A 24,007-nucleotide genomic window follows, 5' to 3' on the forward strand; every position below is an offset into this window, starting at 1 on the left:
CGGGCTTGGGTGGCCCACTGCTGCAGGCGGCAAGACTCCAGGCAAGGCATCCGGCGAACGTCAACGAACTCAGTATGGACATGGTGTCGCCTCAGTTTCCGAATGACGCAGGCACCATCTGGTCCTGGAGCCGGTTGGTCTTACCCGCTCGGCTCAGCACCAGTTCACTTTGCTGCTCGGCTACGAGCTTGTCCTCCGTCTCGGCCAGCATGCGAAAGAGCTGCAGTTTGGTCATCTCGTTGCCGACCGCCGTGGATTCGGTCTGAATACGCGCCTGCAATTCCGCGACGCCCTTCGGGTCCTGCGTCGCGTTGATCTGTTGCGCAAGACTCTGGATCTGGTCCAGCTCCCGCAGCTCGGTCTGGTATGCCTGCAGGCCGAACGCCTTGTCCTGGTAGGGTTTGTTGAGCGTGCGCCGGCACAACTGCTGATCCACCCCGGTTTGGTCATCGCAGTCGTAGACCTGACTGGCCGAGCGCAATGCCTGCGCACTACCCGTCAGGCCTGCATAGCCGCCGTTCTGGATCGCGGTATAGACGCTCTGCCAGTTCGACGGTAACGAGTTGGCGACGACCGGATTGCTCAGAAGCGTGCCGAAACCGCGTGAACCAATCGTCGACTGATAGATCTGCATTTCTTGCTGCACTTGCTGCTTGAGTTGGCCCACGGTGGCAATGGCCTGCACAACGTTCTGTGCGTCGTAAACCGGGATCCCTTGCGCGTGAGCGCCAGCGCATTGCGCCGCACACACGAATGCGACAGTGATCCATTTGCTTCGTCCATTCATGGTCGTTACCTCCTGGTCAGCTGTCCTGCTGGCCCAAATTCGCGCGCGCAGCGCGCTGGTAAGCTGGGGCCCCGCCGCCGCCCGACCCAAATCTCCCGCCCGAACCCGTCCGATCGCGAATTTCGCCACCGGAGGGCGGGCCTCGTCCGTTACGGCTAAACGCCCGCCCGATCGCCGTGACGAGGCTTCGCGATGCCATGCCGGCCACAAACGCACCGAAACCCGACAGCGTGGCGCCGCCAGACAAGCCCGCTGCAACCGAAGGCAACTGCCAACCGACCATCGCGAGAAACACCCCGGTCGCAAAGAGCCCAATCGCGGCAGCCGCTGCGGCGGCATCGTCTAGAGAGGCGGAAACGGCTTGCATCAGGGCTGACGAGCCGTCACCGGGTGAACCGCCCGTCGCGTGGAACGAAGTGAGATCGGCCGAGAACGCCGTGAGCGCCATGCCAAGGAAGGCAGCAACCAAAACCTGTAGCAACGCGTAATTGGCAACCTTCGCGGTCCACGCCTCGAAAAATCGCGCAGTGGGCGCAAACGCGGCGCACGCGATGAAGATCGGGCCCAGTCCGAGCACGAGATCGAGTAGCATCCTCGCCATCACGACCTCGAAAGCCAGCACGATCAAAAAAATGGACCCACCGAGCGCAGCAATGAGGCCGCAGAGGAAATCCCCAATCGCGGCGGCCAGACCGCTCGGACTGATTCCCTCATGCGTCGCCTTGTTGAAGTAGGCGTCCATCACGAGGTCGACCTGTTGGTCGTAGCAGTCGAGTGTCTGGTAAATGCTGGTCGCGGCACCCTGTCCGGTCACGGTGCTGCCGTTGGCCGACCCGCATCCCGGATTGCCCCCACCCGTCGTGTTCGCCGCGTTCTGGATTGTCTGGGCCAGCCCGGCCGTCGCGCCGTTGACGGCTGTGACGACCTGCTGCTGGTAGATCCCAGTGCTCAGCGCGAACGCGAGCGTGATCGACACTTTCAGCCCTCGCCAGGCAAAGGCCGGCACCGCCTCGTGCGCTTCGCCGCGCACCACCGCGAAACCATAGGCCAGCACCCAGATCGTGACGCCTGTGGTCACGACGGGCACGAGTGCTCCGGAAAGCGCCGACGATACGGTCGTAACGTAGGTCGACATGCCGTTTTCGAGCGTGCCGCCTACGGCGGTAAAGAGGCCACTCATCGCGCACCTCCCGGCCCGGGCGATGGCGACAAGCGCGAGCTCGCCTGTGCCGCCCGACGCTTCGCTAGTCGGTCATGAAAAACGGGCAGCCAGTCTTTCGGCATATCTCCGACTTCGGCACGGATCGCATCCAGCAGTTCGACGTTGTCGGTCGTGCCGGACAGGACATCGAGCACATCGCCAAGCCCTGCGAGATCGAGTCGGCCGATCGCGGAGCGATGGCCCTGCTTGACGAGGAACAAGCGGCTGCTCTCGCCCAGGTTGCGCACGATATTGAATTCGGCTTCGGTCAGCTTGAAGCCACGCACGTAATCGTCGTAGTCGGCGCGTGGATTCGGCAGGAAGAAAAAGGTCGCGCTCTGCTCGATCAGCGCACTTGCGATTTCGCTTCGCAATACGTCGGCCGGCGACTGGGTATCAAAAATCCCCAGCCCGTTCTGCTTGCGGATTGTCTTCTGCTTGTTCTTCGCAAAATCCGTGAAGACTGGATCGCCGAGCCGCTTCCAGAACTCGGTCATCACATAGATGAAACGTCGCCCGTCGATCAGGTTTTCGGTCCGGTGCAGCAGGTACATCGTCACCGGCGTCGACACCTCAGGGTCGTCCAGCAACTCGGTGTCATCGAAGCCAAACAGTTTCGCGTGCGAGAGATCGATGCGGTCCGTCGGGTTGTCGAGTACCCACCCCAGACGTCCGCCCGCACACCATTTGGCCAGTCGCGCATGCAGGCTGTTTTCGCCTACGTTCGGGAGAAGCTGCCGCACCATCGACAGACGGCGCAGGGACTTGTTCATACGCGCAACCTCTCGTACGGCACGCGAGATGTCGAGTTCGTCCTTTGCAGACAATGGCTCGCCGACGTCGACGAGCTTGCGCACGAGGCGCTCCCAGAATTCGATCACCGGCTCATCCGGTGCCATCTGGAACGGATTCAGCCCGGTGGGTTCGCCGCGACGGAACACGGTATGGGTGCCGCCCATCGCACGGATCGCGATCTCCGTGCCGCGATCCTTGTCGAACAGCACCGCCGTAAGGTCATACTTGGTCGCCATCGCGAGCAAGAACAGTTCGAGCACCGTCTTGCCGGCGCCTGCCCGGCCGATGATCTGCGTGTTGGCGAGTGCCTTCTCGTCGAGTGAGTCCTGCTTATCCGGTGTCGCGTGGAAGTTCAGATAGAGCGGCTGGCCGCTGGGTGTCTTGACGATCGTGATTGCCTCGCCCCACGGATTGCCTTCGCGCTTGCCAGTCGCGAAGTTGTGCAGGCTTGCCAGACCACAAAAATTGCGCGACGTGAGCATCGCTTCGCGCGGTCGATAGCGCCAGTTGGCCGGTAGTTGCGCAAACCACGCCGCATCAGCCACAAGATCGATCAGAGCCGTCTGGAACCCGGCATCGGCCAGTTGCGTTCGGGCCTTCGCGACACTTCGAGACACCTCATTCAGCGAGTCACCGAGCACTGCCAGCGAATAGTGATACTCGCCAAGAACGAAATTCCCGTTAATCAGATCATCGAGGGCGCGGTCGATCGCGTCGACTTGGGACAGGGCAACGTCCTCACCGGCGATAAGCTGATTGCGCTGCCGCTCCAACGCCTCTTTCGCCGTGGGTTTATCCAGAATCGTGAAGCTCTGCGTCTCGATATATTCGAAGTCGCCGTACAGCAGACCATTGAGCATGCCCGGTTCGGTGTCTTCCGGATAATCCTTGAGGTCGAGCATCGCCGCGAACCGCGTTGCCGTCGGCATGCGAATCTCGATTTTCTCGGCCCCCACAAAGAGCCGCGAAATGGGTAGCGCCTCTCGGATCGTGCCAGCTGGCACCGGCTCAGGTTCCCAGACACCGTTGACCAGATAGCCGAGCAGTTCTAGCGCTGACGAATAGCGGCGCGAAGTGGTCACGATGGGACTCGGCCGGCGATAGACACCAAGCGCGACCGGTTCATAGGGTTTCAGGCTCGATTCGACCTGGGCGGCGAGTTCCGACATCACCTTCAGTGCATCGAGCTGATCGCGCCGGATGTCGTCGCGCGTGCGGCGTGCCGCGCGGCTGAAGACACGTCCGAGGCGGGTGCGATTGGGCCGGTAGACCACCGTCAAATACAACTCGTTGGCCATCATCCGATAGCCGGCAAAACTCGCGTAGTAGCGCGTTGCCAGGTCCTCGCAGAAGTGGTTGTCGTACTGCGTCGAGAATCGGTCCGACACCCGTCGGCGCAGACGATGCGACCACAGCGCCACATGGCCGCCCGCCAATCCGCGCACAAATTGGTTGAACCCATCATGTCGCGCGAGGATGTCGGCGGGATCGGCCGCCTCAAACGCAATCCCGGCGATCTTCCAGATCTGCAGGTAGTCGCCTTCGCGCGTCTTGATGACGTGGTCGGTCACATGTGTCGAGTACGGGATATAGCCGGCAAGCGGCACTTCCCGACTCGCGACGGATCCGACGTGCGATTTGCGCGGCATGTCACCCCCTCCTCTTCAGGCGTACCGGCACATAGGCATGTACACCCCAGAAGCGGCGATTGCCCTGACGCAGCGCCATGCGAACGCGTCGCACGTGCTGGGCAAGCCGTTGATCGTCATGGCGCGTCGTCACCCGCATCGCGACGAACACCGGGATCATCAAAAGGAGGATCGCGACACCCAGCGCAGGGCTGGCCAGCAGTGCCCAGATCGCCGGGATCAGCATGCCGCCGCCGACCATCAGGAAGGGCACCAGTGGCACCCCCCAGAGCATCGCGGGACGCGTGCAGCCTTTGAATACGGGATCCTTGAGCGAATACATGGTTCGGCGCCCCCGGATCAGCTCGACGGAATCAGCATGCCGGCGATGACGGTCGCGCAACCGACGAATAGACCGCCGATAAACACGTTCGCGATATCACCGAACCGGGCGTGCTGGAACATCATCCGAAAGCCCGCCCAGATGATAGAAATCGAACAGATCACGCCTCCGACGCTCAGCAGCGTCGTCTGGATCGTGTTGAGCAGCGTATTGACCTGTGAGAGTTGTGCGCAGGCCGGAGACGCGAACATCAGGGACGATGTGGCAAGAATGATCGTCAGCGCCATCTTTCGGTCAGACAGCAATCGCATCGCTATTCTGACCAATCTCCACAATTCAAATCGCATTCCTAAATACATGTTCGGATCCTGTTCGATCTATCGCTGATTATTTCGTCAACGGCGAGTTAGAACACCACCGCGCTACTGTTCGGTTTGAGCCGCTCCTGGGTGTCGGGCGAAGCGGCGCTCACACCGTCATGATCCCGCCGCGATAGCTTCCGAACCTCAGGTTCAGAACGGAGAGCGCGAATCGGCGCTGCAGAATCGATCGGTACGACGGGAATAGGTGCAATTGCCGGAACGAACGAATCAGAGGACGCTTGCGCCGCTGCGCTCTCCACGACACGCTGGACGTAGCCCGTCTGGTAGCCGGTCGAGAAATTGCCGCTCGCATAGCAAGAAAGGCTTGCGCGTAGTGCAGCCTGTACATCAGCCCTATAATCGGTCCGTGCGTGGAACTTTCCGGTCGTCACCGCCGCTGTAAAACAGCGGCGGAGAATGGCGGCGCCTGCTGCCAGGTTGCGACAAGGCTTGAATGCGTTCTCGGCGGTCAGGCCAAAGGTCGGCCAGTTCGCTCGATTCACCTGCGTGAGCCCGACACTGAAATTCCAGCCGCCCGCCTCCAACGCGCGCACCGTCGCGACCGCTTCGGCAATATTCGATGGCTGTCGACGAAGCTGCCCGTGAACGATGCCGATCGCGTAGGGATTGAATCCCGATTCGGTGCGCACGATCGCCGCCATCGTGACCGGGGCGATCTGCGGCGCGCAATAGTGCACGAGCGACAAGAAATCGAGCGGCATTATCGATTCCCCTCTCCTGGGCGAACGACCTGCTGCAGGAGATGCACTGCTGACGTCGCAGGATAGTGGGTGGCATGTGCGTTGTTGCTTGCCGCTCCGTTCAACGTCCCAGCTGTAGCAAGATCACAGGTTGGAACAGGATCGCCGTCTCGCAGCGCGGCCCATAGTCTCTCGATTGGCGGCACGCATTCGGCGTACTGCTCCGGGCCACCGGGATTAGACAGACACAGCCTCACCTGACAACCCCAATCGTCCGCTCGTGCAACGTCGGACCACGCCATCGACACGCCAAGCGCAACCGCAAGCGACAGCACGCGAGGCCACACGCTTTGTCGCACGTCCGAAGGTAACGCGGAATTACGCATGGCACACCTCGACTATTTCCGACTGTAATGCCGGTTCATGCGCAGAGAAGAGTCGACGAGCGAGCACATCGAAACACACGCGCATGGCTTGCCATTCGCGATTAGCTGCCAAGTCGGCCGAACCGAGGTCCATAATCGAGACCCCGTTCGCCTGCGCCTGCGAGATGGTGTCGAGCCGAGGTAGCAATAGATGGCCGCTTGGACTCTGATCATGCGGAACAAGCCATGCGGCCACGCAGGCCTCGAGCCGCTTGAATCGAGTCTCCTGTCGCAGGCTCGTCTCGACGCAGTTGGGCACGATGCCGATAAAGCACAAGGAGGGATTGAGCCGGGCTCGGACACTACGCACGCCATTGCTGCCATTGACGAATTCGACCACCTGCTCGAGCATGTCAGGCGACAACAGAACGGGACTGATCAGCGCATCCACGAGCGCCGCTGCACAAATGGATCGCGAATCAGGCCACGGCGGACTATCGATCAGGCATACGTCAAACAACGGCGCGACTTGGGACAGTAGATGTCGCAAATTGGCGTAGCAACGCGCGCCGACCGGATCGTCTCGATACGCAATACCCGCGATGGCGTCCGCAGCAAGCACGCCTATGCAGGATCCGGCCGAATCGGGCAGTCTGTCAGACCTAACATTCGGCGCCCCGCACTTCATCAACCGTGCGCTTGCGCCGCGTGTAAGCGAAATGGCACTACGCGCCGGCTCGGCCAGATCAAGCACCAACACACGATATCCACACACAAGACGAAGATAATGGGCGAACTGACACACCACTGTCGTTCTGCCTGTACCACCATGGGCCGAAGCCACCAGAAGCGATTTCATGGTCGTCATTCCTCGGATGTGGCTCCGAGCATCGACGTCCCTTCATGGAAATGAGGGCTTGCGGCATGCGGAAGGGTCGCGACGTGTTCAACAGGAACACACCAGAAATCAAAAAAGCCTGCGATTGCAGGCTTTCTCACGAGCGCTACGGCACATTACGCCATCACACAGACATCAATGCTGCGGGGCCGCTAACGCGTACTCGGTCGTGCTGCGCACGTTGACCGGATCGGATTGTTGGCTTCACTGTAGGTCAGCCAGCACGCCGATTCAAGAGCCGACATGCGTCGACGAGATGACACGATATCCCTATCATGCCGTGGTGCTTCTCGCTATTCCTATATTTATTCCGCGTTCGGGGTGAACGCGATCTTGCTCACGGCGGACCTACACGAGGCGAGCGCGACTCATGCCACACTAGCGCCCGTACTATGGAAGTCGCCGAACATTCCTCCCGCGAACGTCACTGTTGGATCTCGCCTTCTGCAAGGGCACGGGCAAGCGCGGACCGTGCCGCATGGAGTTCCAGATCGAAATGTTGACGCGGATGGCGGGCAATCTTCAGCCGTCGACACACGACTTCCCGACTCGCATGCCAGAGATAGACCATTCGCAGCAGGTCCCGATTTCGAGGCGTCAGCGTTCGCCACGCTCGGGTCACATACTCGGCATCAACGGGATCATGAGCACCACGATTCGACTGCCCCCAGTTGCGAAGACGCTCATCAAGCGACGGCGGCGGCTTATCGTTTTTCATCGCTGCCGTCCTGCTCTTCAGGTTCGCGCGCCTGCGACGCTCGATATCGTGCAGGATCTGCCAAGAACTGTTCGATATCGGCCGCCCGCCACCCTACCATTCGCCCGCCAAGCGCGATCGCGCGGGGAAAAGTTCCGTCTTGCATGCGCTTGTAGATCGTCGACCTCGATAGACCCGTGCACTGCTCGACCTGTCGTCGGCGCAAGATTGTCCGCGTTCCGTCATCATTCCAAGACATGATTCGCCCTCCATATTCGGCACAAACGTGGCCGGAAGTGAAGAGCATTCAAGCAGCGAAGATGACGATGGTCCAAACCCGTCGTATCGACGGGACATCCCGTCGGTTCAGCGCGGAATCCCGGCGGAAATCGCGGATGGTATGACCGAGGCGCGGTGCGAGGTCATCGTGCGTTGATGCAACGTCCACGCGGCGGCCTACTTCGCAAACTCCCCATAGGCGGGAAAGGTGATCTCCGGGTGCTCTACGCGAGACTTGTCGGTCTCACGACGCCGCGCTCGACGCCGTAATGGGTGACGCGAACTGCCCCGTCATCAGTCGTTGGAGCTTTTCCCAGGCAGCGCAGTACCTGTGCATCGGCACGGCCGCCAACTGTTCGTCATGAACAACCAATATCTGCTCGATCGTGGACTGCTCGCGATCGAGCAACAGCCAAGCTGCACCCTGCTCCGCACGAGCAATGCATGCATCCAAAGCGGCCTCGGCTTGCCGATACATACTCAAATCCGCGCCCGGTCCGGTCTCGCTGCGCATATAAAACGCGAGATAGACGACCCGGAGCAGACAACTGATTTGCTCTTCTCCTCCATGTCCGGCCCGCACCGCGGCCAGCGCCATATGATTTTCGAGGGACAGCGCACGGACCTTCGCGGTCGGCAATGGCAGGAGATCGCCTTTCATAAGCGGCTTGCGACCCGAGCGTCGGACTTTCGGCAAAACCATGAGCCATGAAGTGTTCATAATGATGTTGAGACATGATACCGCGAGCCTCACATCAAGCCGAACGCAAGCTGCCGTCTCGAACTCCAGCGAGCGGTAGGCTAAAAGCCGGATACCCACTCCGGCGATGTTCGGCTCTGACGGTTCAGTGCTGCTCAGAACTTGATCCGCATCCCGGCACCCACGCTGTTGCCAGTCGACACACCTGTGATCGTGTCATAACGCCAAGCTGCATACACATCGGTCCGCTTCGACAACGGGTAGTCATAACCCAGCGCGACCGTCGACCAACGGATACGATCGCCTACCGACGGTCGCCGCCGCGTTCCCGCCCACGACATCAGTACGCTTCCTAACCCTATCCGAACGCTTGCCCCCAACTGCACCGTATCGTCCGTGACGTGATTGTTGTTGTCCACGCGCTCGTACTGGGCGAACAGCTTGACCACACGCAACCGATACGCGCTACCGACCATCCATGCGGTCTGCGCGGTGGCGCCGTTGAGAAACAGCGATGCCGTATGCAAACTCTGCATGGCGGCCGTCGCGGAAAATGGACCGGCGAAGTACAACACGTTCGCGCTGTAGTTGGCTTGCCCGGCATGGCCGGCAACGCCGGCATTGCTGTACAGCAGGCTTCCGGACAAACCGGCAACCTCAGGGGTCTGATAAAGGAGCGAATTATCGATCGCCGTGTCGCTCTGGAGTGACGCAGCACCCAGGGCCGAGCCAAGAAAACTATGTACGACAATCGGCGAGAAGACGAACGAATTGCCGAATGGATTGAACAGCAGCGTCGACACGAACAGTGGCGCGGTATTGCGCCCCAGCGTCAACGCTCCGAAATTCCCGCTCAGACCAACGAAGGCATTTCGCCCAAAAAATGACTGTCCAGGAAACGAGCCGACCTGGCCGCCGTTGATGCGATAAAAGCTCTCGAGCGTGAAGATGGCCTTCATACCTCCGCCGAGATCTTCCGTACCGGACATCCCCCAATACGAAGTCGTCATCCCGCCAGAGCCGACTTGCCACGCATAGCCGGTTGCACCGGCGGGATGCACTTCGCCAACGAATGCGTCCGCGAGCCCATACAGCGAGACCGATGATTGCGCATGCGCGATCCCGGCACATGTGCACACGCCCAACATTACAGCCAACTTACCCGCGCTTCCCCGAAGTCTTCTTATCTGCATGATGTCTCCTTCCTCATTTTGATTGTTTGTTCGTGTCGTGCCGTATTGGCATCGACACTGTTCAGTCCGGTCGCACACGCGCGAGCGGTCTACCGCTGTCGGCCAGCGCGATCGCCACCACGATCTCGTTCGGCGCTGGTGCATCGGCGAGCGTCAGCGAGACCGTGTCGAAGTGGTCAAAGCTCCACATATCGGTGCTGCCGTGCAGCGGAACGTCCACACAGGTCCCTGGCGCACCGCGCTTGGTGACTGACGGGATCAACGACGTGGCGCCGGGCAAGCTCTCGCGCATGGCCTTGCCCATGCGGGGATGCAAGATCGCCGCCGCACATTCGAGCGGTACCTCGCTGCCCACAAGCGCTGCCTTGCCGTAGGCCTGAATTGCCGACGGCGGGACATCCAGCGCCCATCGCGCGCGGCCTGTGAGCAGCGTGCCGAGCTCAGCGCCCAATTCATAGAGCGACTCAAGCGTCGCAAGCGGCTCATCCGCTCGCCAGCCGTCGAACCGCAGGACCGCCGCCACGACGACTTGTCGATGCGGCGGGTCAACCGGTACGTGTAGTTCTGCACGTCGCTCGGCCAGATGAACCAGGATCTTGGCAATAGGCGGACTCACGTGCGCACCTCCATGTCCTCGATCCGATCCCGGATCGCTTCAGGCGGAGCCGGAAACGGACCACGTGCGCACTCGTACGCCCGTGCCGCGCGCAGCACCAGCGCATCACCCCCCGGTGGCCCGATGATCTGTAGCCCCGTCGGTAACCCGCCAGGCAAACCACACGGCACGCTCGCCGCCGGCAACCCAGTCTGGTTGCACCACGACGTCAACGGGGGTGCCATGCGCGAGTGCTCAGGCCGTCCCTGCGCGAGTGGCGGGGCACAATGGAATGTCGGCGTGAGCAGTAGGTCGTAGTCTTCAAAGAACGCGGCCATCGCGACCGTGAGCGCGTGGCGCGCCTGAAGCGCATCGACGAAGGTCGAAGTGGGGACGCTATCGCCCGCCTCGGCCAGCGCACACACATCTGGATCGAGCTGCGGCCGCGCCGAGGGAGGAAGCTGCCGAGCCCTTTGTGCAAAGAAGACGGCCCACTGGATTGCGTGCATGCGGCTCTCCAGATAGCCGTCAAGCGGCTTCACAGCCGTTTCCTCGACATGTGCCCCGAGCGCCTCGAACAGACCCACCGCCTGAAGGACGCTCGAGATGATGTCCGGCTCGACCTGTACCCCCGCAGGTGCCGGGCAATAGGCAATGCGCAAACCGGCAATGCCATCGTCCAGACCGATGCGCAAATCGGGGCAAGCAGAAGCCAGTCTTCGCGCATCGCTCTGGCGGGTCATCACGGTCAGCATCAGCGCCGCGTCGCTTACGCAGCGGGCGATCGGTCCAAGGGTCGACAGGTGCGTCCAACTCACCGCCGCGCCGGCTGGCACTCGGTTGAACGACGGTTTCATTCCGACCACCCCGCTCCAGCAGGCTGGGACGCGGATCGAGCCGCCGCCGTCGGTGGCCAGCGACAACGGCCCCATGCCGAGCGCAACCGCAACAGCTGATCCGCCGCTGCTCCCGCCGGACGTGAGACGCCGGTCCCACGGGTTACGGGTAATGCCGGTGAGCGGGCTATCGGTGACGATCTTGTTGCCGAATTCCGAGGTCGTGGTCTTGCCGAATAGCAGCGCGCCAGCCTGTCGCAGTCGCCCGACCGCGGGTGCGTCATCGGCCTCCGGCGCACTGGGTGACGTAAGCGATCCATATCGGGTAGGCAGTCCGCGCACGGCGACAAGGTCCTTGACCGAGACCGGCACGCCATCCAGCAATCCACATGGCTCCCCGCGCATCCAGCGTCGCTCCGACTCGCGGGCGGCGGCCAGAACGCCGTCCTCGTCGAGGCTGCACACGCCGTTGACAAGCGGATTGAAGAGCGCGACCCGGTCCAGAACCGCGCAAATAACCTCGACGGGCGAGAACGAGCGGCGTCGGTAGCCGACCATTAGCTGCTCGACGTTCATTTTCAGCACTTCATTCATATGCAATCCTTAATAAATGAGAGAAATTAGAACGCGTTTGACTGCCTCATGCCTATCCCTCGCACTGCGGTGGAATCGGTCCGGCCGAGTCCAAAACCGCGAAACTATTGTCCGACAGTGCGCGTCCGATACGGGTTTGGCACAACACATGGTCGCCGTCCTGGCTCACGCCCGCCTTGCCACGCGGCAGATTTAACGAAACACCCGGCAGCGCGGCTTTCACGCGGGCAACGTCAACGCTGCCGGCCGCCTTGACAGCCGCTGCAAACAGGCGAAGTCCGGCATACGTGCACTCACCGTGCGGTAGCACCACGGCCAACTGCCCTAACCGAGGGTCGTGTGGGCCAGCTTCATGTGCCGTGTAGTGCGCGAGAAAGTCCCGGTTCTCCGGGTTGTCGATGCTCATGAAATACGAGGACACTCCGATGATCCCGGTCGACGCGCCGGTGGTTGCGATCGACAGCGACTCGTGCGCAATGTCAGTCACCAGTTGCGGTTTCATGCCGAATGAGCGGTACTGTTTGACGAAGGTGACCGGGTCGTCGCCGATGCTGTGCCAGACGATCTGTGGGCGCTGGCTTGCGATCTGCTGCAGCACCGCACCATAATCGCGTGTTCCGAACGGCAACCAATACACGTTGAGAAGCTGCCCGCCATAACGCTTCACCGCTGCCTGCAGTCTGGGCACCAGCACCTTGCGGTTGCTGCCGATGTCCGAGACCACTGCGCATACCGTGCGACCACCCTTGCGCATCAGCCAATCGATCAGTGGGTCGACGCGCTGGTTGACAGTCAGGCCCGTAGTGAACAGATTCGGATCGCAGCGCCCCTCGTCGAAGTTCGGGTAGATCACGAGCCGCCCAGCGGACTTGGCGGCCTGCATCGCTGCTTCGCGCTCGGACGGTAGCACCATGCCGGTCAGGACCGCGACCTCATCGCGCATCAACAGCTGCCGGGCCTTCTGCAGCGTCACGGCAGTGGACATCTGGGTATCCTCGACGCTCAGTTGCAACGGGCGCCCCAGCAATCCACCGAAGGCGTTGATTTCGTCGACGGCCAACTGTGCGCAGTTGCGGTTGGTCTCGCCCACGCGGGTGAGCGGACCGCTCAAAGGCGCGAGCAGGCCGATCTTGAGCGGCGTGGTGGCCCGTACCAACGATGGCATAGCAGAAGTGGTGAGTGCGCCGACGGCACTGAATAAGGCGGTTCGGGTAAAGGTGCGACGATTCATCGTAGTCTTCATCGGGTGAGGTCCAGGTGGGAATGCATCGAATGTAGTGAAGAGATTGAAGACGTGTCAGACTCGGCGGCCGGCGACAGGTATTGTGCCAACGGATGGGCCCCCGCGGCACCGCTTCGCGGCTCGATGCGGCCGGCATGGGCAACTCGCCCGTTCTTGAGCACGATGCAGCGCTGCGCGCTGCGCAGCACAAGGTCAAGGTTCTGCTCGACCAGGAGCACGGCGAGCTGCGATCGGCGGCACAACGTTGGGATGACCTCGCCGATCAGCTCGACCAGATTCGGCTGCACGCCGTCGGACGGTTCATCCAGCAACAGCAGTTTCGGCCGACCGCACAGCGCGCGGGCAATCGCGAGCACCTGTTGCTCACCTCCGGACAGCGTGCCGCCGTGCTGCGAGAGTCGCGACTTGAGAATGGGGAAATATTCGAACACCTCGTCGAGAATCGCCCCACCACCCGCAGCCTGCGTGCCCATCATGAGGTTCTCGCGCACGGTCAACTTGGGAAAAATCCAGCGTCCCTGAGGAACCAATCCGATGCCGCGTCGGGCGATCGCATGGGTGCGCAAGCCGTTGAGGGATTGCCCCTGAAACCGCACGTCGCCTGTCACGCGTGGCAGCAAGCCCATGATCGCTTTGACCAGGGTCGTCTTGCCGACGCCATTACAGCCGAGCACGCCAACAACTTCGTTTGGCCCGACGTCGAGGTTGAGTTGATGCAGCACTGCAACGTCGCCATATCCGGCAGACAGATTCTCAATGTGTAGCATGACCCGCTCCCTGACCGAGATAGATGCGCCGGATTTCTTCATCGCGCGCGATGTCCGCATAGGAACCTCGTCGAACGATCTGGCCGCGGTGCATGACCCAGGTCTCGCACCGTAGCGCCTCGACAAAGCTCAGGTCGTGCTCGATCGCGAGTACCGCGCAGCGCTCGCGCAGACGGTGAATCAGGCATACGAGCCGCTGCGCATCGGCGACCGACAGGCCGGCGGCCGGCTCATCGAGCAAGAGCAACGCGGGTTGGCACATCATCGCCATGCCAATCTCCAGCCACTGGCGTTCACCATGCGGCAGGGTCATCGCACGTAAGTTGGCCTGGTCCGACAGTCCTATCTCGTCCAGAATGGCGTCCGGATCCGGCATCGGCGTGTCCCGGTACGAGGCAACACCGAGGCCCGCGACGACGAGGTTCTCGCGCACGCTCATTGAAAGAAAGGTGTTCGTGCCTTGAAACTTGCGAACCACGCCGCGTCGACAGAATCGGTGCATCGGCCGACCCGTCATACGCTCACCGGCGAGGTACAACTCTCCGGCCCCCGGCGCGATTGCGCCGGACAACAGCCCGACCAAAGTGCTCTTGCCAGCGCCGTTCGGGCCAATTACGCACAGCAGATCGCGTGAGCCAATCGACACGTCGACGTTGTCGACCGCATGAATGCCACCGAACGCGCGCTGCAACCCTTCACCCTTTATCAGCGGCGTATCCATTACCGGCCTCCTTCCACGCGTTCGGCACGACGTAAGGGGCTACGTCCCCGTCGAATTCGGTCGATCCGGCGTGCCCCCGCGATCAAGCCACCGAGTTGTACGCCGTTGGGCAGGAACAGCACGCAGCAGAGGAACAATGCGCCGAGCACGAGCGGCCATCCGTCGGTAGTTGCGCTCGATACCGTTTGCTTAAGCAACGTCAACCCGACGGCGGCGAGCACCGGACCACCGAGCGTGCCTTTACCGCCGATCGCCACCCATAGAATGACTTCGGTGGCCAGCACCGGCGAGAACACATCGGGCGCCACTACCCCCGAACAGGCAGCCATCAACGTTCCTGCGATTGCGGCAAGTCCAGCCGATGCGACGGACACCAGCAAAAGGTGCCCGGACGTGTGATAACCGCACGCCTTTGCCCGCCATTCGTTCGTCGCGATCGCGGTCAGGACTTTGCCGTACCGGCTGCGGCATACGAGCCAGGTCGCGACGAGCAGTACGGCAAGCACGGTCACGACCGTGTACCAGGACCCGCGCGCTCCGCTCAAATCGAGCGTGTGCCCGACCAGTGAGAAGGACAACCCCGGAATGCCGAGGAGACCCGTGTCACCGCCCGTGACCGACTGCCAGCTTGTCGCCAGTTGCTGGACGACAATCAGCACGGCCATGCTGATAATGGCGAAAAAGTGTAAGCGCACACCGGCAAACAACAGGAAATAGCCCAACACGGCCGCGACGACCACGGCACAGACCAGTCCCACGATCACTCCGACGGCGGGCGTCTGTCCATATTGCACGGTAGCGATTGCGAAACCGTACGCGCCGAGTCCGAAGAAGGTTGTATGTCCGAGCGTGAGTACGCCAGCCCTACCCCACAACAGGTCGTAGCTCAGTGCCAACAGTCCCATGATCAGCGCATCCCGCACGGTCGAAAGCGGATAACTGCCCAGGCAGAACGGCAAGATCAATGCGGCAGCAACAATCGCTGCGCCGATTGCCATCGGAGAGATGTCTTCGATACTGATCGCTGGTTGAAACAACCAGCGGCGCTTACTCGCAAGAAATTGTTGGAGCATGATTCAACCTTTACCGTGGAACTGATGAGCGGCGCTGAAACCGGGCAACAGGCCCTGCGGCCGAAAACGGATCAGAACGATGGACAGAATCAGCACAATCGCTGAGGCTAGGGACGGATCGACGCGATAGCTGAGCAGCGTTTCAGCTGTGCCGACGAAGGCGCTACCCAGCAGACTGCCGGCGATCGAACCGATACCGCCCAACACGATCACGAAGAACGCCTTGGCCAAATAGGCGACGCCAAGATGGGACTCCACCGATGTCATCGGCGCGACAAGGACGCCCGCCAGCGATGCGAGTGCGGCACCGCCACAGAACGCCAGCCGGTTCAGCCGCCGCGTGTCGATACCGACTGCCTCCGCCATCGCTGGGTGCTGGATCACAGCACGCAGCTGAATTCCGAAGCGTGTATAGGTGAATAGCAGCCAGCAACCGGTCGTCACCACCGCTGCAACGCCAATCACGAAGAGTCGATACGCCGGATAGCTGCCCCCCGGCACGGGAATCGCCCCCTCTAAGGGCGCGTACACCAGCATCGGATGTGTGCCGAAAACTAGTTCGAAGGCTTTCTGGACGATTAGGCTGATCGCGTATGTCGCGAGCAATGTGTCGAGCGGACGGTCGTAGAGCAACCGGATCACGAGCCGCTCAAGGAACCATCCGAACACCGCACCAACCACCGGCGCCACAAACAATGCGAGCCAGAACGCATGCGGCCCGCCCAACGATTGCGCCACTGCCAACGTGTAGGCCCCGATCGTCACCCACTCCGCGTGTGCGAGGTTCACGATGTCCATCAAACCGAAGATGATCGCGAGACCCAGCGCGATTAGCGCGAGGATGCTCACGTAGCTGAGGATGTTCAAGATTGTCGCCATCGTCCAAAGTCCGTCATGTCATGTCCGCCGCCAATCCTGTCCAACTCGAAAGCTGCGGAGTCCTCGTTTCACCAAGCAGAGAAGTCATCACTTCGCCGCCATCCAACTAAGGAATTCTTAGCTTTTAGACTAAGAAATACTTAGTAAAAATCCCACAATAAATAAAGAAACTCTTAGGATGCCTCGATCTTCATCGACATCCGCTGTTTTCCCCAAGCGCCTGAAACAGGCTCGCCTGCGCTCGGGCCTCACCCAGGAGCAACTTGGGATCGCAGCGGGAATCGACGAATTCTCCGCAAGCGCGCGCGTGAATCAATACGAAAGCGGAAAGCACACGCCCAAGCTGCAGATGGGGCAGCGGCTGGCCATTGCACTGCAGGTTCCGACAAGTTTCCTTTACGAAGAAGATGACCTTCTCGCAAGTATTCTCGCGACTGCGGCAAGGCTGTCTCGCGAAAAGAGAAAGGCCCTCCTCAAGAGCGCTGAAGCGTTGACGCAGACTATCCCCCTCACCTCCAAGACCAAGTAAATTTTAGTCGACAGACTAAGAGTTACTTAGCAAAAACTGCGCGCCTTTCCCGGACACTCTGTGCATGTCCAGCGATGCCACCTCTGCCTCCGTGTTTCCCAAGCGCCTGAAACAGGCTCGATTGCGCTCGGGCCTTACACAGGAACAGCTCGGCATCCAGGCTGGCATCGACGAATTTTCCGCCAGCGCCCGCGTTAACCAATACGAAAAGGGCAAACATACGCCCACGCTTCAAACCAGCCAACGTCTGGCGCGCGCGATGCTGGTCCCCACCAGCTTCCTCTATGAGGACGACGACCTGCTCGCAAACCTTCTTGCCATCGCCGGCCGACTGAGCAAGGAAAAGAAAAGAGCACTTGTTGCGAGCGCGGAAGCACTCGCGCAGGAATAGCGCTCAAAGTCGCCCCTCATCGGGCGCATCACAACACCCTCTGTGCCGGCAGCGACACCACACACCCTCCCAATACGCCCCGGTTCCCTCGAGCAAACGACGCGTCGCCGATTTCGGTGACTCGACACCTTGCGCCCCGAAATGCGCGGCATGTCACGGATTCTGCGTCTTCGCTGCGGATCACGCTGGCGCATCACCTATTTATTATCATAAATCTACGCTCACCACGGTCACTCGTCAACGTGCCCCGTCCAAGCGTTTACCCGGAATCTCCCCCGCTGACTGGATACCCCACAGCTTGACAAACTCGGCCGATCACGTCTACCGTTAATTTATGATAATTAATTGGAGAATGACATGGGAAGCGACTTATGCGGACTGACTGCGTGGGAACTTAGCGGGCTGTATGCGAACGGACGGACATCGCCCGTCGATGTGATGAAGACCACCTTGGAACGGATCCAGTCATTGGATCCGACGGTCAACGCATTCTGCCAAGTCGCCGATGAGGCTCTCGAATCGGCGCGGGCGTCCGAGGCGCGCTGGCAACGTGGCGCGCCCCTCAGCCAACTCGACGGCGTCCCGGTCAGCATCAAGGACAACATCGCCGTTGCCGGACTCCCCACGCGATACGGGTCGCGGGCGACGATGCCTGAAGCCGCCGCATCCGATAGTCCCAGCGTGGCGCGCCTACGTGAGGCGGGGGCAATCTGCTTTGGCAAAACGACTATGCCGGATTTCGCACACAAGATCGTCACCGACAGTCCCCTCACCGGCACCACGCGCAATCCATGGGACCGCTCGCGTACGCCGGGTGGCAGCAGCGGAGGTGCCGCCGTTGCCGTTGCGCTCGGAATGGGTGCAGTGGCCATCGGCACGGACGGTGGCGGATCCATTCGCATCCCAGCCTCCTTCACTGGCGTCTTCGGATTCAAGCCCAGTTTTGGGCGCGTGCCCCACGCACCTCGCGGCCCCTTCGGTCTGCTCAGTCATGTCGGACCGATGACACGTTGCGTTGAGGACGCCGCTCAGATCCTAACGATCATCAGCCGCCCGGACAGCCGCGACTGGTACGCTTTACCGTTCGAGGGAGCAGACTATGCGCGCGGGCTGTCATGCCTTCCCGTTCCGGGCGGTATTCGTATTGCGTGCAGTCCCACGCTCGGATTGCCTGTCATCGCCGAGGCTGCAATCCACGATGCTGTGGTACGAACTGCAGCGATGTTTCGCGAACTTGGTGCACTCGTTCACGTCGCCGATCCGCCTGGTGTCGCGCAATGCAATGCGGTCCACACAACACTTTGGCGCGCATGCTGCCGTCAGCTCACGGACGGTATGACCGACAGGTGGGCAGAACTCGACCCGTCGCTGCAGGCATACGCGCAAGCCGGCAACGGCATCTCGCGGGGTGAGCTATTGGGTGCACTGATCGAACGGGAAGAACTGGGCGCCGCCGTCAATGCGTTTTTCGAGCGACACGATCTCCTCATCTGCCCGGTGTATCCCGACGTGGCCCCCTCACTTACCGAAGCAAGTTCAAACGAAGCGTCGTTTCCGCATTTCACGGCTTGGTGCAATCAGCTGGGACTGCCGGCGGCAAGCCTCTATGCCGGGATGACTGCCACGCGCCTGCCCGTCGGCATCCAGATAGTAGGCGGTCGCCATGCCGATGCATTGGTGTTGTGGGCGAGCCATATGCTCGAACGCGCGTTTGGGCGCGCCCCGTTCGGCGAGCTGACACGCGAGCTCTCCGCCGCTGCGGCCGGAGCAACGCCTGCCTAACGAGCCAGGAGCCGAAGTGGACTGGATCTCGCCTACATGCTCTAGCCGGCGTCACGATCGGAACTCAGGTCCAACTCCGAGTCCAGCACCAGCTTCTGCTGCAGCGCGGCGTGCACTGTGCGCAGTTGCGCATATGCCTCGTCCATGTGCTCGGTCATGAGCGCCGCGACCGCTTCGGCATCCCGGCGTCGCGCGGCGTCCAATATCGCACGGTGCGCGGCAACCGTGTGCCGTCCAAATGCCTGATAGTCCTGCTGCGTCACGTTTCCCGCCACGATCACGAGCGTGTGCAGCATCTGGTTGATGATTTGGCACAGGCTACGCAGAAACGCATTCGGATGCGCGGCAGCTAATACATCGTGGAAGTGAATATCCTCGTGGCGCTGGTCAAGCGCCTCGGCGTGACGCGCTTCGAACGGCTCACAAACGGACACACTGCGCTCGAGCGCTTCAAAATCCGCGTCTGTTAGATGGGGGACCGCGCCCGCAGCCACCATGGGTTCCAGCGTGCGGCGCACCGCATAAATGTCCTCGAGCGTGACGCTCTCGAAAAAGAGATAGTTCTGCAGCGACTGGAATGCCCGGGCCAGCGGCACACGTGTGATCGTTGCCCCGCCATCCGGCCCGGTACTCAGGCTCACGAGCCCTTGTATCTCTAGGGCTTTGAGCGCGTCGCGCATCGAGCCTCGGCTGACATTGAACATTTGCTGAAGCTCAGCCTCCTTGTTCAAGCGTTTCCCTGGTCGCGCCTGCCCGTCGTTAATCCAACGCTTGATCTGCTCGGCCACTTGGTCGCCTCGCTTGATCGCGCGCGAGCCTCGTTTATCCGGCTGCGCCGGCGGCATCTTCTTTTCGGTTGTCGGTTTTCGCCCTGCCATATCGGTCATGTCCGTCGTTGGCCATTCACTGCTGTATCCCGGCGCCATTATCAGGCATCCGCGCCCGACACGGCCAGATTTCCGGCTCCATGCAAGCCTCCCTCCCAACGTTGGGAGTAGCCGGGATAGTGCCCAAGACCTACGCTGCAATCCGAACGCCATGCGTCGAGTACCGATCACATCCGTGCATGTCGGTCACTCGATATTGGTTGCCATCAGGAGAAATCCCTCATGTCAGAGTCGGTGAAGTCGTCTCAGGTGCAATCCACGCTTGCGACAATCCGGGCCAACCTCTCGGCCGACGGGCTGGAACTGGATCAGCTTGCAGCACGCATGCGTTTGCACGGCCCCGAAGCCGACCGGACACGGCAGATTCCAGATGCAGTTTTTGCACCCTTGGACGTACCTGCGCTGAACTTGAATCTCGTTCCAGCCGCATACGGCGGTTGCATGGACGTGCAATCACTGATGTCGCGCACCACACTGATGGAATATCTCGGGTACGCCGACGCGGCGCTAGCGCTCGCTCTGCCCGGCCCTGGCCTCGCAATGCCGCCCGTCCTCGCACTCGGCAGCGGCGAGCAACAGACCCACTTTTTCAAACGATTTCGCAGTGACACACCGCGCTGGGGTGCGTTTGCTATTACGGAGCCCGACTGCGGCTCTGATGCGACCGCGATGCGGACCACCGCTCGCAAGACGGCACGCGGCTGGGTACTGAACGGTACCAAGTGCTTCATCACCAACGGCGCACGCGCGGACGACGTGATCACGTTCGCCACCATCAATCGGCACGCTGGTCGCTTCGGCGTTCGAGCGTTCCACGTCGATCGCAATATCCCGGGCTTCTCCATCGATCGCGTCGAGCAAATGGTGGGGCTGCGCGCCAGTCAGCTCGCAGTTCTCTCCTACAACGACTGTGAAGTACCTGACGACGCGCTCCTCAGACGCGGTGACGAAAAAACCCTCGACGACGCGTTTTCGGGCGCACAACACGCATGGGACTACTTCCGCCCGCTACTGTCCGCGGTCATGGTCGGCGCATGTCGACGAGTACGCGACGATCTCGTGGCCTACTTCGAAGCAGGCGGACATCCTGTGAATCAACGCCAGCGCACTGCCGATGTGAACGGAGCTCTGCTCGATATCGATCGGCAAATCACTACAGCCCAGTTGCTCTGCCGACATGCGGCGTGGAAAAACGATCAAGGAATGGCCACTTCGGTGGATGCGTCGATGGCCAAGGCGTATGCGTCTCAGGTAGCCGCCCACATCACCCGAGCGGCGATCGATTTCGCCGGCCTTGACGGTATCGCTGCCTTTCCGTCGCTCGAGCAAAGCTATCGCGATGCAAAAGCCTTCGACATCATGGAAGGCACCGGAGACCTGCAGCGGCTCATGATTGCTCGCTCCGCACTACGCTCGGCATCTCTTCCCTGGGAGGCCATCCCTTCCGCGTCGCACCGCTCTACAGAAGCGCACCCATCCTGACCCCGTCCGAAATTCGCACTGGAGATCGTTCATGGCAACCCACCCCGCCTCTCCCAGCTCCGCCAGCGTGTCCGAGACAGTAAAAGCCTGCTTGCTATCGGTACTTGGCAGCACCCTAAGCACCGATCTCATCGTAGATGACACCAATCTCTTCGATGTCGGCGTGGACTCGATGAATATGACGGACTTGCTGCTGCAACTCGAGCAGCGCTTTGGCTTCACGCTGGCGCCCGAAGATCTATCCGCCGATCTGTTCCTGCGCTTCGGCAATCTCGTCTCGTTCGTCGAATCCCATGCGTCCCTCGACTGACTTCACTGGCGCCGAACCGCGCATTGTCGCCACGGCACGATATATCCCACAGCACGATGTCCCGGCCGATGCACGTATCGAACCATTCATGGTTTCGGGTGGGTCCGCACGAGAGGACGTGATGCAAGCAGTGTATGCCGATACGCTGCGGTGGCGCGACAGTGGTGCCCCATTCGGCGTGGCCGGTATTCCGTTGCCGCAAGCATCACGAGCTACTGATAACCGGGTCGCTGTGGAACCCGACCAGACATTGTCCGACATGGCACTTGCTACCGTGCGAACGCTGCTTGATTCGTCGTCTCATATCGATGCGTCCACCCCCGATCAAATCATCGTATGCACAACGAGCTTCGAGCATGATCTGGCATTGTCGTGTGCCTGCCGTCTCCACAGCGAACTTGGATCAAGCCGAGCACCGTTGGCGGTTGGCCAGCTTCAAGGCGTGTCGTTCCTGATGGCGTTGGATATCGCCGTGGCGATGATGGCGGCTGACATCCGACTGAATACCGTCGCGATTGTCGCCGCGGAACGCTGGCGCCGGCCGTTCTCACGTCGGATCGGTGCACTGATCGACATGAGTGACGGGGCCGCTGCCGTACTGATCGCGAAACACCCCGGCCCCGGATGGTGCGTGAGAGGGCTCACCGTACGGACACCGGGAATCCCACCTCTCGCAAGTGAGCGCGAACCCGCCTACCTATCGACGCTCGCGGACGTCATTAGCGAGACGTGTGCAATCGCAGGTGTGCAACCTGCCAATGTCGACTGGGTACTTCCGGCGCCAATCGATACTCGACTGGCTCACGAAACCAATACACGTTGCGGACTGCGGCCCGAACGGGTCTGCCACATACGTATGGACGCGTCCGGTCATTTCTGCGCCGCCGACACGCCTGCACGGCTCGACGCGCTGCTGCGGTCGATCGACCCTAGCGAGGGACAACATGCCCTCGTTTGGTCCACCGGCTTCCAAGGGCAGGCCGGCTGCTCTCTCCTTGAATTTCGCGGAGGTGGATCATGATTGCGTCGCAAGAAAATAGCTCCCTTGCGCTGTCTGGCATCGCATTCAGTCTGCCGGATCGAACCGTGGATGCACATCGCTGGGCGGAGCGATGTGGCCAGCCGTCGACGCGTGCGCGTGCACTGATCGAAAACGGTGTAACGCAGTTCCACGACGCGGCCGGCGAATCCCCCGTGACGCTTGCCGTCGACGCCATATCGTCCCTGCTGCGCGATACCAGAACGGCGCCTGAAACAATAGATGCGTTCGTGTACACGCACACGATTCAGACCAGCGTTATCGCGCCCCCAGCAAGTACTGCCCAACAGATTCAGTCCCAAACAGATCTAAACCGTGCGCTGGCATTTTCAGTCACGCAGCAGCACTGCGTCTCGCCAATGGCCGCGATCCGTGTATTGCAGGCGCTCGCCATGCGACGGCCCTCCATCCGGCACGCGATTGTGGTCTGCGCCGATGTGATCGGATCTCACTGCGACCGACTGCGAGCAATCCAGGATCTTGCCCTCCATAGCGACGGTGCCTGTGCGCTATTGCTCGAACGAGACGGTCATCGAAACGCCATTGCGGGCCTGCACGTGTACACAGACGGACGATCCTTCCGCGGCACCGACGAAGATCTGCAGCCGGTTCCCGACGATCGGTACTACTGGTCTGCATTCACCACCATGCGGGCCGCCATCCAACAAGCAGGCATTACGACACGCGAGATCACGCATGTACTGCCTCATCACGCGAATCTGCCGGGCTGGTCCAGGCTGATGGCAATGCTAGCCATCCCTCATGAGCGCCTTTTCACGGCGAACTTCGCGCCAGTCGGCCACGTCTTTGGCGCCGATCCCTTCATCAACTTCCAGACCTGTTCGAACCGGGAACCGGGTGGTTGGTCGCTGCTGTTTTCGTGTGGTCTCGCTGGCTGCTTCGGTGCCATGGTGGTCCGCCACTGATCAC

General features: G+C 61.1%; 26 protein-coding genes. 7 read left to right on the plus strand and 19 right to left on the minus strand.

Translation table 11 applies throughout. The annotated features are described in order from the left end of the window. Positions 1 to 91 precede the first annotated feature (91 nt). From virB5 to urtB, 18 genes are all read right to left on the minus strand, one after another. Positions 92 to 787, minus strand: coding sequence for a P-type DNA transfer protein VirB5 (virB5, locus tag DIE11_RS27660; RefSeq protein ID WP_124486334.1), 696 nt, complete (start codon positions 785 to 787; stop codon positions 92 to 94). A 16-nt stretch (positions 788 to 803) separates the two neighbouring features. After that, positions 804 to 1,967 (minus strand): type IV secretion system protein, encoded by a 1,164-nt coding sequence (locus DIE11_RS27665; RefSeq protein WP_124486335.1) that lies wholly within the window; start codon positions 1,965 to 1,967, stop codon positions 804 to 806. Next, complete coding sequence (locus DIE11_RS27670) at positions 1,964 to 4,432, minus strand: VirB4 family type IV secretion/conjugal transfer ATPase (protein ID WP_124486336.1); 2,469 nt, start codon at positions 4,430 to 4,432, stop codon at positions 1,964 to 1,966. Before DIE11_RS27670 ends, DIE11_RS27665 begins: the two co-directional genes overlap by 4 nt. A gap of 1 nt (position 4,433) precedes the next feature. Further along, positions 4,434 to 4,754 (minus strand): type IV secretion system protein VirB3, encoded by a 321-nt coding sequence (locus DIE11_RS27675; RefSeq protein WP_124486337.1) that lies wholly within the window; start codon positions 4,752 to 4,754, stop codon positions 4,434 to 4,436. A 17-nt stretch (positions 4,755 to 4,771) separates the two neighbouring features. Beyond that, on the minus strand, positions 4,772 to 5,041 hold the full coding sequence (locus DIE11_RS27680) for a TrbC/VirB2 family protein (protein ID WP_254601399.1): 270 nt from the start codon (positions 5,039 to 5,041) through the stop codon (positions 4,772 to 4,774). Between the two features lie 119 nt (positions 5,042 to 5,160). Continuing rightward, positions 5,161 to 5,838, minus strand: a complete 678-nt coding sequence (locus DIE11_RS27685; protein WP_124486339.1) for a lytic transglycosylase domain-containing protein — start codon at positions 5,836 to 5,838, stop codon at positions 5,161 to 5,163. A 357-nt stretch (positions 5,839 to 6,195) separates the two neighbouring features. Next, on the minus strand, positions 6,196 to 7,041 hold the full coding sequence (locus DIE11_RS27695) for a ParA family protein (RefSeq protein ID WP_185633830.1): 846 nt from the start codon (positions 7,039 to 7,041) through the stop codon (positions 6,196 to 6,198). A gap of 463 nt (positions 7,042 to 7,504) precedes the next feature. Continuing rightward, positions 7,505 to 7,798: a hypothetical protein gene (locus DIE11_RS27700; protein WP_124486342.1), complete on the minus strand. Its 294-nt coding sequence runs from the start codon at positions 7,796 to 7,798 to the stop codon at positions 7,505 to 7,507. Further along, a complete protein-coding gene (locus tag DIE11_RS27705) occupies positions 7,785 to 8,036 on the minus strand; it encodes an AlpA family transcriptional regulator (RefSeq protein WP_124486343.1) in 252 nt (83 codons plus the stop codon). Before DIE11_RS27705 ends, DIE11_RS27700 begins: the two co-directional genes overlap by 14 nt. Positions 8,037 to 8,300: 264 nt before the next feature. Beyond that, a complete protein-coding gene (locus tag DIE11_RS27710) occupies positions 8,301 to 8,717 on the minus strand; it encodes a hypothetical protein (protein WP_254601398.1) in 417 nt (138 codons plus the stop codon). A 194-nt stretch (positions 8,718 to 8,911) separates the two neighbouring features. After that, a complete protein-coding gene (locus DIE11_RS27715; protein ID WP_409364585.1) occupies positions 8,912 to 9,904 on the minus strand; it encodes a porin in 993 nt (330 codons plus the stop codon). A 106-nt stretch (positions 9,905 to 10,010) separates the two neighbouring features. Continuing rightward, positions 10,011 to 10,565 carry an amino acid synthesis family protein gene (locus tag DIE11_RS27720; RefSeq protein WP_124486345.1) on the minus strand — a complete coding sequence of 185 codons (555 nt, stop codon included), beginning with the start codon at positions 10,563 to 10,565 and terminating at the stop codon, positions 10,011 to 10,013. Beyond that, a complete protein-coding gene (locus tag DIE11_RS27725; RefSeq protein WP_124486346.1) occupies positions 10,562 to 11,974 on the minus strand; it encodes an amidase family protein in 1,413 nt (470 codons plus the stop codon). The genes DIE11_RS27720 and DIE11_RS27725 overlap by 4 nt, the downstream gene beginning before the upstream one ends. Positions 11,975 to 12,026: 52 nt before the next feature. Further along, a complete protein-coding gene (locus DIE11_RS27730) occupies positions 12,027 to 13,205 on the minus strand; it encodes an ABC transporter substrate-binding protein (protein WP_124486347.1) in 1,179 nt (392 codons plus the stop codon). An 8-nt stretch (positions 13,206 to 13,213) separates the two neighbouring features. Further along, the gene (locus DIE11_RS27735) at positions 13,214 to 13,984 is read right to left on the minus strand and encodes an ABC transporter ATP-binding protein (protein WP_124486348.1); all 771 of its coding nucleotides are present in this window, start codon (positions 13,982 to 13,984) and stop codon (positions 13,214 to 13,216) included. Next, positions 13,971 to 14,705, minus strand: a complete 735-nt coding sequence (locus DIE11_RS27740; protein WP_124486349.1) for an ABC transporter ATP-binding protein — start codon at positions 14,703 to 14,705, stop codon at positions 13,971 to 13,973. Before DIE11_RS27740 ends, DIE11_RS27735 begins: the two co-directional genes overlap by 14 nt. Further along, positions 14,705 to 15,778, minus strand: coding sequence for a branched-chain amino acid ABC transporter permease (locus tag DIE11_RS27745; RefSeq protein ID WP_124486350.1), 1,074 nt, complete (start codon positions 15,776 to 15,778; stop codon positions 14,705 to 14,707). The genes DIE11_RS27740 and DIE11_RS27745 overlap by 1 nt, the downstream gene beginning before the upstream one ends. A 3-nt stretch (positions 15,779 to 15,781) precedes the next feature. Beyond that, positions 15,782 to 16,657, minus strand: coding sequence for an urea ABC transporter permease subunit UrtB (gene urtB, locus DIE11_RS27750; RefSeq protein WP_124486351.1), 876 nt, complete (start codon positions 16,655 to 16,657; stop codon positions 15,782 to 15,784). 178 nt (positions 16,658 to 16,835) lie between these two features. Here urtB and DIE11_RS27755 point away from each other — a divergent pair, with 178 nt between their 5' ends. The 3 genes from DIE11_RS27755 (at position 16,836) to DIE11_RS27765 (ending at position 19,359) form a co-directional block, all read left to right on the plus strand. Beyond that, complete coding sequence (locus DIE11_RS27755) at positions 16,836 to 17,186, plus strand: helix-turn-helix domain-containing protein (protein ID WP_124486352.1); 351 nt, start codon at positions 16,836 to 16,838, stop codon at positions 17,184 to 17,186. 64 nt (positions 17,187 to 17,250) lie between these two features. Continuing rightward, positions 17,251 to 17,577 carry a helix-turn-helix transcriptional regulator gene (locus DIE11_RS27760; protein ID WP_124486353.1) on the plus strand — a complete coding sequence of 109 codons (327 nt, stop codon included), beginning with the start codon at positions 17,251 to 17,253 and terminating at the stop codon, positions 17,575 to 17,577. Positions 17,578 to 17,922: 345 nt separating this feature from the next. Continuing rightward, positions 17,923 to 19,359 carry an amidase family protein gene (locus DIE11_RS27765; RefSeq protein ID WP_311767599.1) on the plus strand — a complete coding sequence of 479 codons (1,437 nt, stop codon included), beginning with the start codon at positions 17,923 to 17,925 and terminating at the stop codon, positions 19,357 to 19,359. A gap of 41 nt (positions 19,360 to 19,400) precedes the next feature. Here DIE11_RS27765 and DIE11_RS27770 read toward each other — a convergent pair whose 3' ends face one another. Beyond that, the gene (locus DIE11_RS27770; RefSeq protein ID WP_124486490.1) at positions 19,401 to 20,237 is read right to left on the minus strand and encodes a FadR/GntR family transcriptional regulator; all 837 of its coding nucleotides are present in this window, start codon (positions 20,235 to 20,237) and stop codon (positions 19,401 to 19,403) included. A gap of 231 nt (positions 20,238 to 20,468) precedes the next feature. Between DIE11_RS27770 and DIE11_RS27775 the strand changes: the two genes are divergently transcribed. The 4 genes from DIE11_RS27775 to DIE11_RS27790 all read left to right on the plus strand — a co-directional run bounded on the left by DIE11_RS27775 (position 20,469) and on the right by DIE11_RS27790 (position 24,003). Further along, entirely contained in the window at positions 20,469 to 21,728 is a 1,260-nt protein-coding gene (locus DIE11_RS27775) for an acyl-CoA dehydrogenase family protein (protein ID WP_124486354.1), read from the plus strand. A gap of 31 nt (positions 21,729 to 21,759) precedes the next feature. Further along, positions 21,760 to 22,038: an acyl carrier protein gene (locus DIE11_RS27780; protein WP_124486355.1), complete on the plus strand. Its 279-nt coding sequence runs from the start codon at positions 21,760 to 21,762 to the stop codon at positions 22,036 to 22,038. 121 nt (positions 22,039 to 22,159) lie between these two features. Continuing rightward, positions 22,160 to 23,059 carry a 3-oxoacyl-[acyl-carrier-protein] synthase III C-terminal domain-containing protein gene (locus DIE11_RS27785; RefSeq protein WP_254601397.1) on the plus strand — a complete coding sequence of 300 codons (900 nt, stop codon included), beginning with the start codon at positions 22,160 to 22,162 and terminating at the stop codon, positions 23,057 to 23,059. Then, positions 23,056 to 24,003 (plus strand): 3-oxoacyl-[acyl-carrier-protein] synthase III C-terminal domain-containing protein, encoded by a 948-nt coding sequence (locus tag DIE11_RS27790; protein ID WP_124486357.1) that lies wholly within the window; start codon positions 23,056 to 23,058, stop codon positions 24,001 to 24,003. Before DIE11_RS27785 ends, DIE11_RS27790 begins: the two co-directional genes overlap by 4 nt. Positions 24,004 to 24,007 lie beyond the last annotated feature (4 nt).

It is taken from the genome of Burkholderia sp. Bp9012 (genome assembly GCF_003853825.1).
GTDB classification, from domain to species: Bacteria; Pseudomonadota; Gammaproteobacteria; order Burkholderiales; family Burkholderiaceae; genus Burkholderia; species Burkholderia diffusa.

Coding starts and splice junctions, on each gene's coding strand:
- DIE11_RS27675 (WP_124486337.1), bottom strand. CDS start 4,754: ATGTATTCGCTCAAGGATCCCGTATTCAAAGGCTGCACGCGTCCCGCG.
- DIE11_RS27685 (WP_124486339.1), bottom strand. CDS start 5,838: ATGCCGCTCGATTTCTTGTCGCTCGTGCACTATTGCGCGCCGCAGATC.
- DIE11_RS27695 (WP_185633830.1), bottom strand. CDS start 7,041: ATGAAATCGCTTCTGGTGGCTTCGGCCCATGGTGGTACAGGCAGAACG.
- DIE11_RS27740 (WP_124486349.1), bottom strand. CDS start 14,705: ATGGATACGCCGCTGATAAAGGGTGAAGGGTTGCAGCGCGCGTTCGGT.
- DIE11_RS27670 (WP_124486336.1), bottom strand. CDS start 4,432: ATGCCGCGCAAATCGCACGTCGGATCCGTCGCGAGTCGGGAAGTGCCG.
- DIE11_RS27745 (WP_124486350.1), bottom strand. CDS start 15,778: ATGCTCCAACAATTTCTTGCGAGTAAGCGCCGCTGGTTGTTTCAACCA.
- DIE11_RS27760 (WP_124486353.1), top strand. CDS start 17,251: ATGTCCAGCGATGCCACCTCTGCCTCCGTGTTTCCCAAGCGCCTGAAA.
- DIE11_RS27700 (WP_124486342.1), bottom strand. CDS start 7,798: ATGAAAAACGATAAGCCGCCGCCGTCGCTTGATGAGCGTCTTCGCAAC.
- DIE11_RS27715 (WP_409364585.1), bottom strand. CDS start 9,904: ATGTTGGGCGTGTGCACATGTGCCGGGATCGCGCATGCGCAATCATCG.
- DIE11_RS27665 (WP_124486335.1), bottom strand. CDS start 1,967: ATGAGTGGCCTCTTTACCGCCGTAGGCGGCACGCTCGAAAACGGCATG.
- DIE11_RS27755 (WP_124486352.1), top strand. CDS start 16,836: ATGCCTCGATCTTCATCGACATCCGCTGTTTTCCCCAAGCGCCTGAAA.
- DIE11_RS27775 (WP_124486354.1), top strand. CDS start 20,469: ATGTCAGAGTCGGTGAAGTCGTCTCAGGTGCAATCCACGCTTGCGACA.
- DIE11_RS27735 (WP_124486348.1), bottom strand. CDS start 13,984: ATGCTACACATTGAGAATCTGTCTGCCGGATATGGCGACGTTGCAGTG.
- DIE11_RS27780 (WP_124486355.1), top strand. CDS start 21,760: ATGGCAACCCACCCCGCCTCTCCCAGCTCCGCCAGCGTGTCCGAGACA.
- virB5 (WP_124486334.1), bottom strand. CDS start 787: ATGAATGGACGAAGCAAATGGATCACTGTCGCATTCGTGTGTGCGGCG.
- DIE11_RS27785 (WP_254601397.1), top strand. CDS start 22,160: ATGCAAGCAGTGTATGCCGATACGCTGCGGTGGCGCGACAGTGGTGCC.
- DIE11_RS27705 (WP_124486343.1), bottom strand. CDS start 8,036: ATGTCTTGGAATGATGACGGAACGCGGACAATCTTGCGCCGACGACAG.
- DIE11_RS27770 (WP_124486490.1), bottom strand. CDS start 20,237: ATGGCAGGGCGAAAACCGACAACCGAAAAGAAGATGCCGCCGGCGCAG.
- urtB (WP_124486351.1), bottom strand. CDS start 16,657: ATGGCGACAATCTTGAACATCCTCAGCTACGTGAGCATCCTCGCGCTA.
- DIE11_RS27790 (WP_124486357.1), top strand. CDS start 23,056: ATGATTGCGTCGCAAGAAAATAGCTCCCTTGCGCTGTCTGGCATCGCA.
- DIE11_RS27680 (WP_254601399.1), bottom strand. CDS start 5,041: ATGGCGCTGACGATCATTCTTGCCACATCGTCCCTGATGTTCGCGTCT.
- DIE11_RS27725 (WP_124486346.1), bottom strand. CDS start 11,974: ATGAATGAAGTGCTGAAAATGAACGTCGAGCAGCTAATGGTCGGCTAC.
- DIE11_RS27710 (WP_254601398.1), bottom strand. CDS start 8,717: ATGAAAGGCGATCTCCTGCCATTGCCGACCGCGAAGGTCCGTGCGCTG.
- DIE11_RS27730 (WP_124486347.1), bottom strand. CDS start 13,205: ATGAATCGTCGCACCTTTACCCGAACCGCCTTATTCAGTGCCGTCGGC.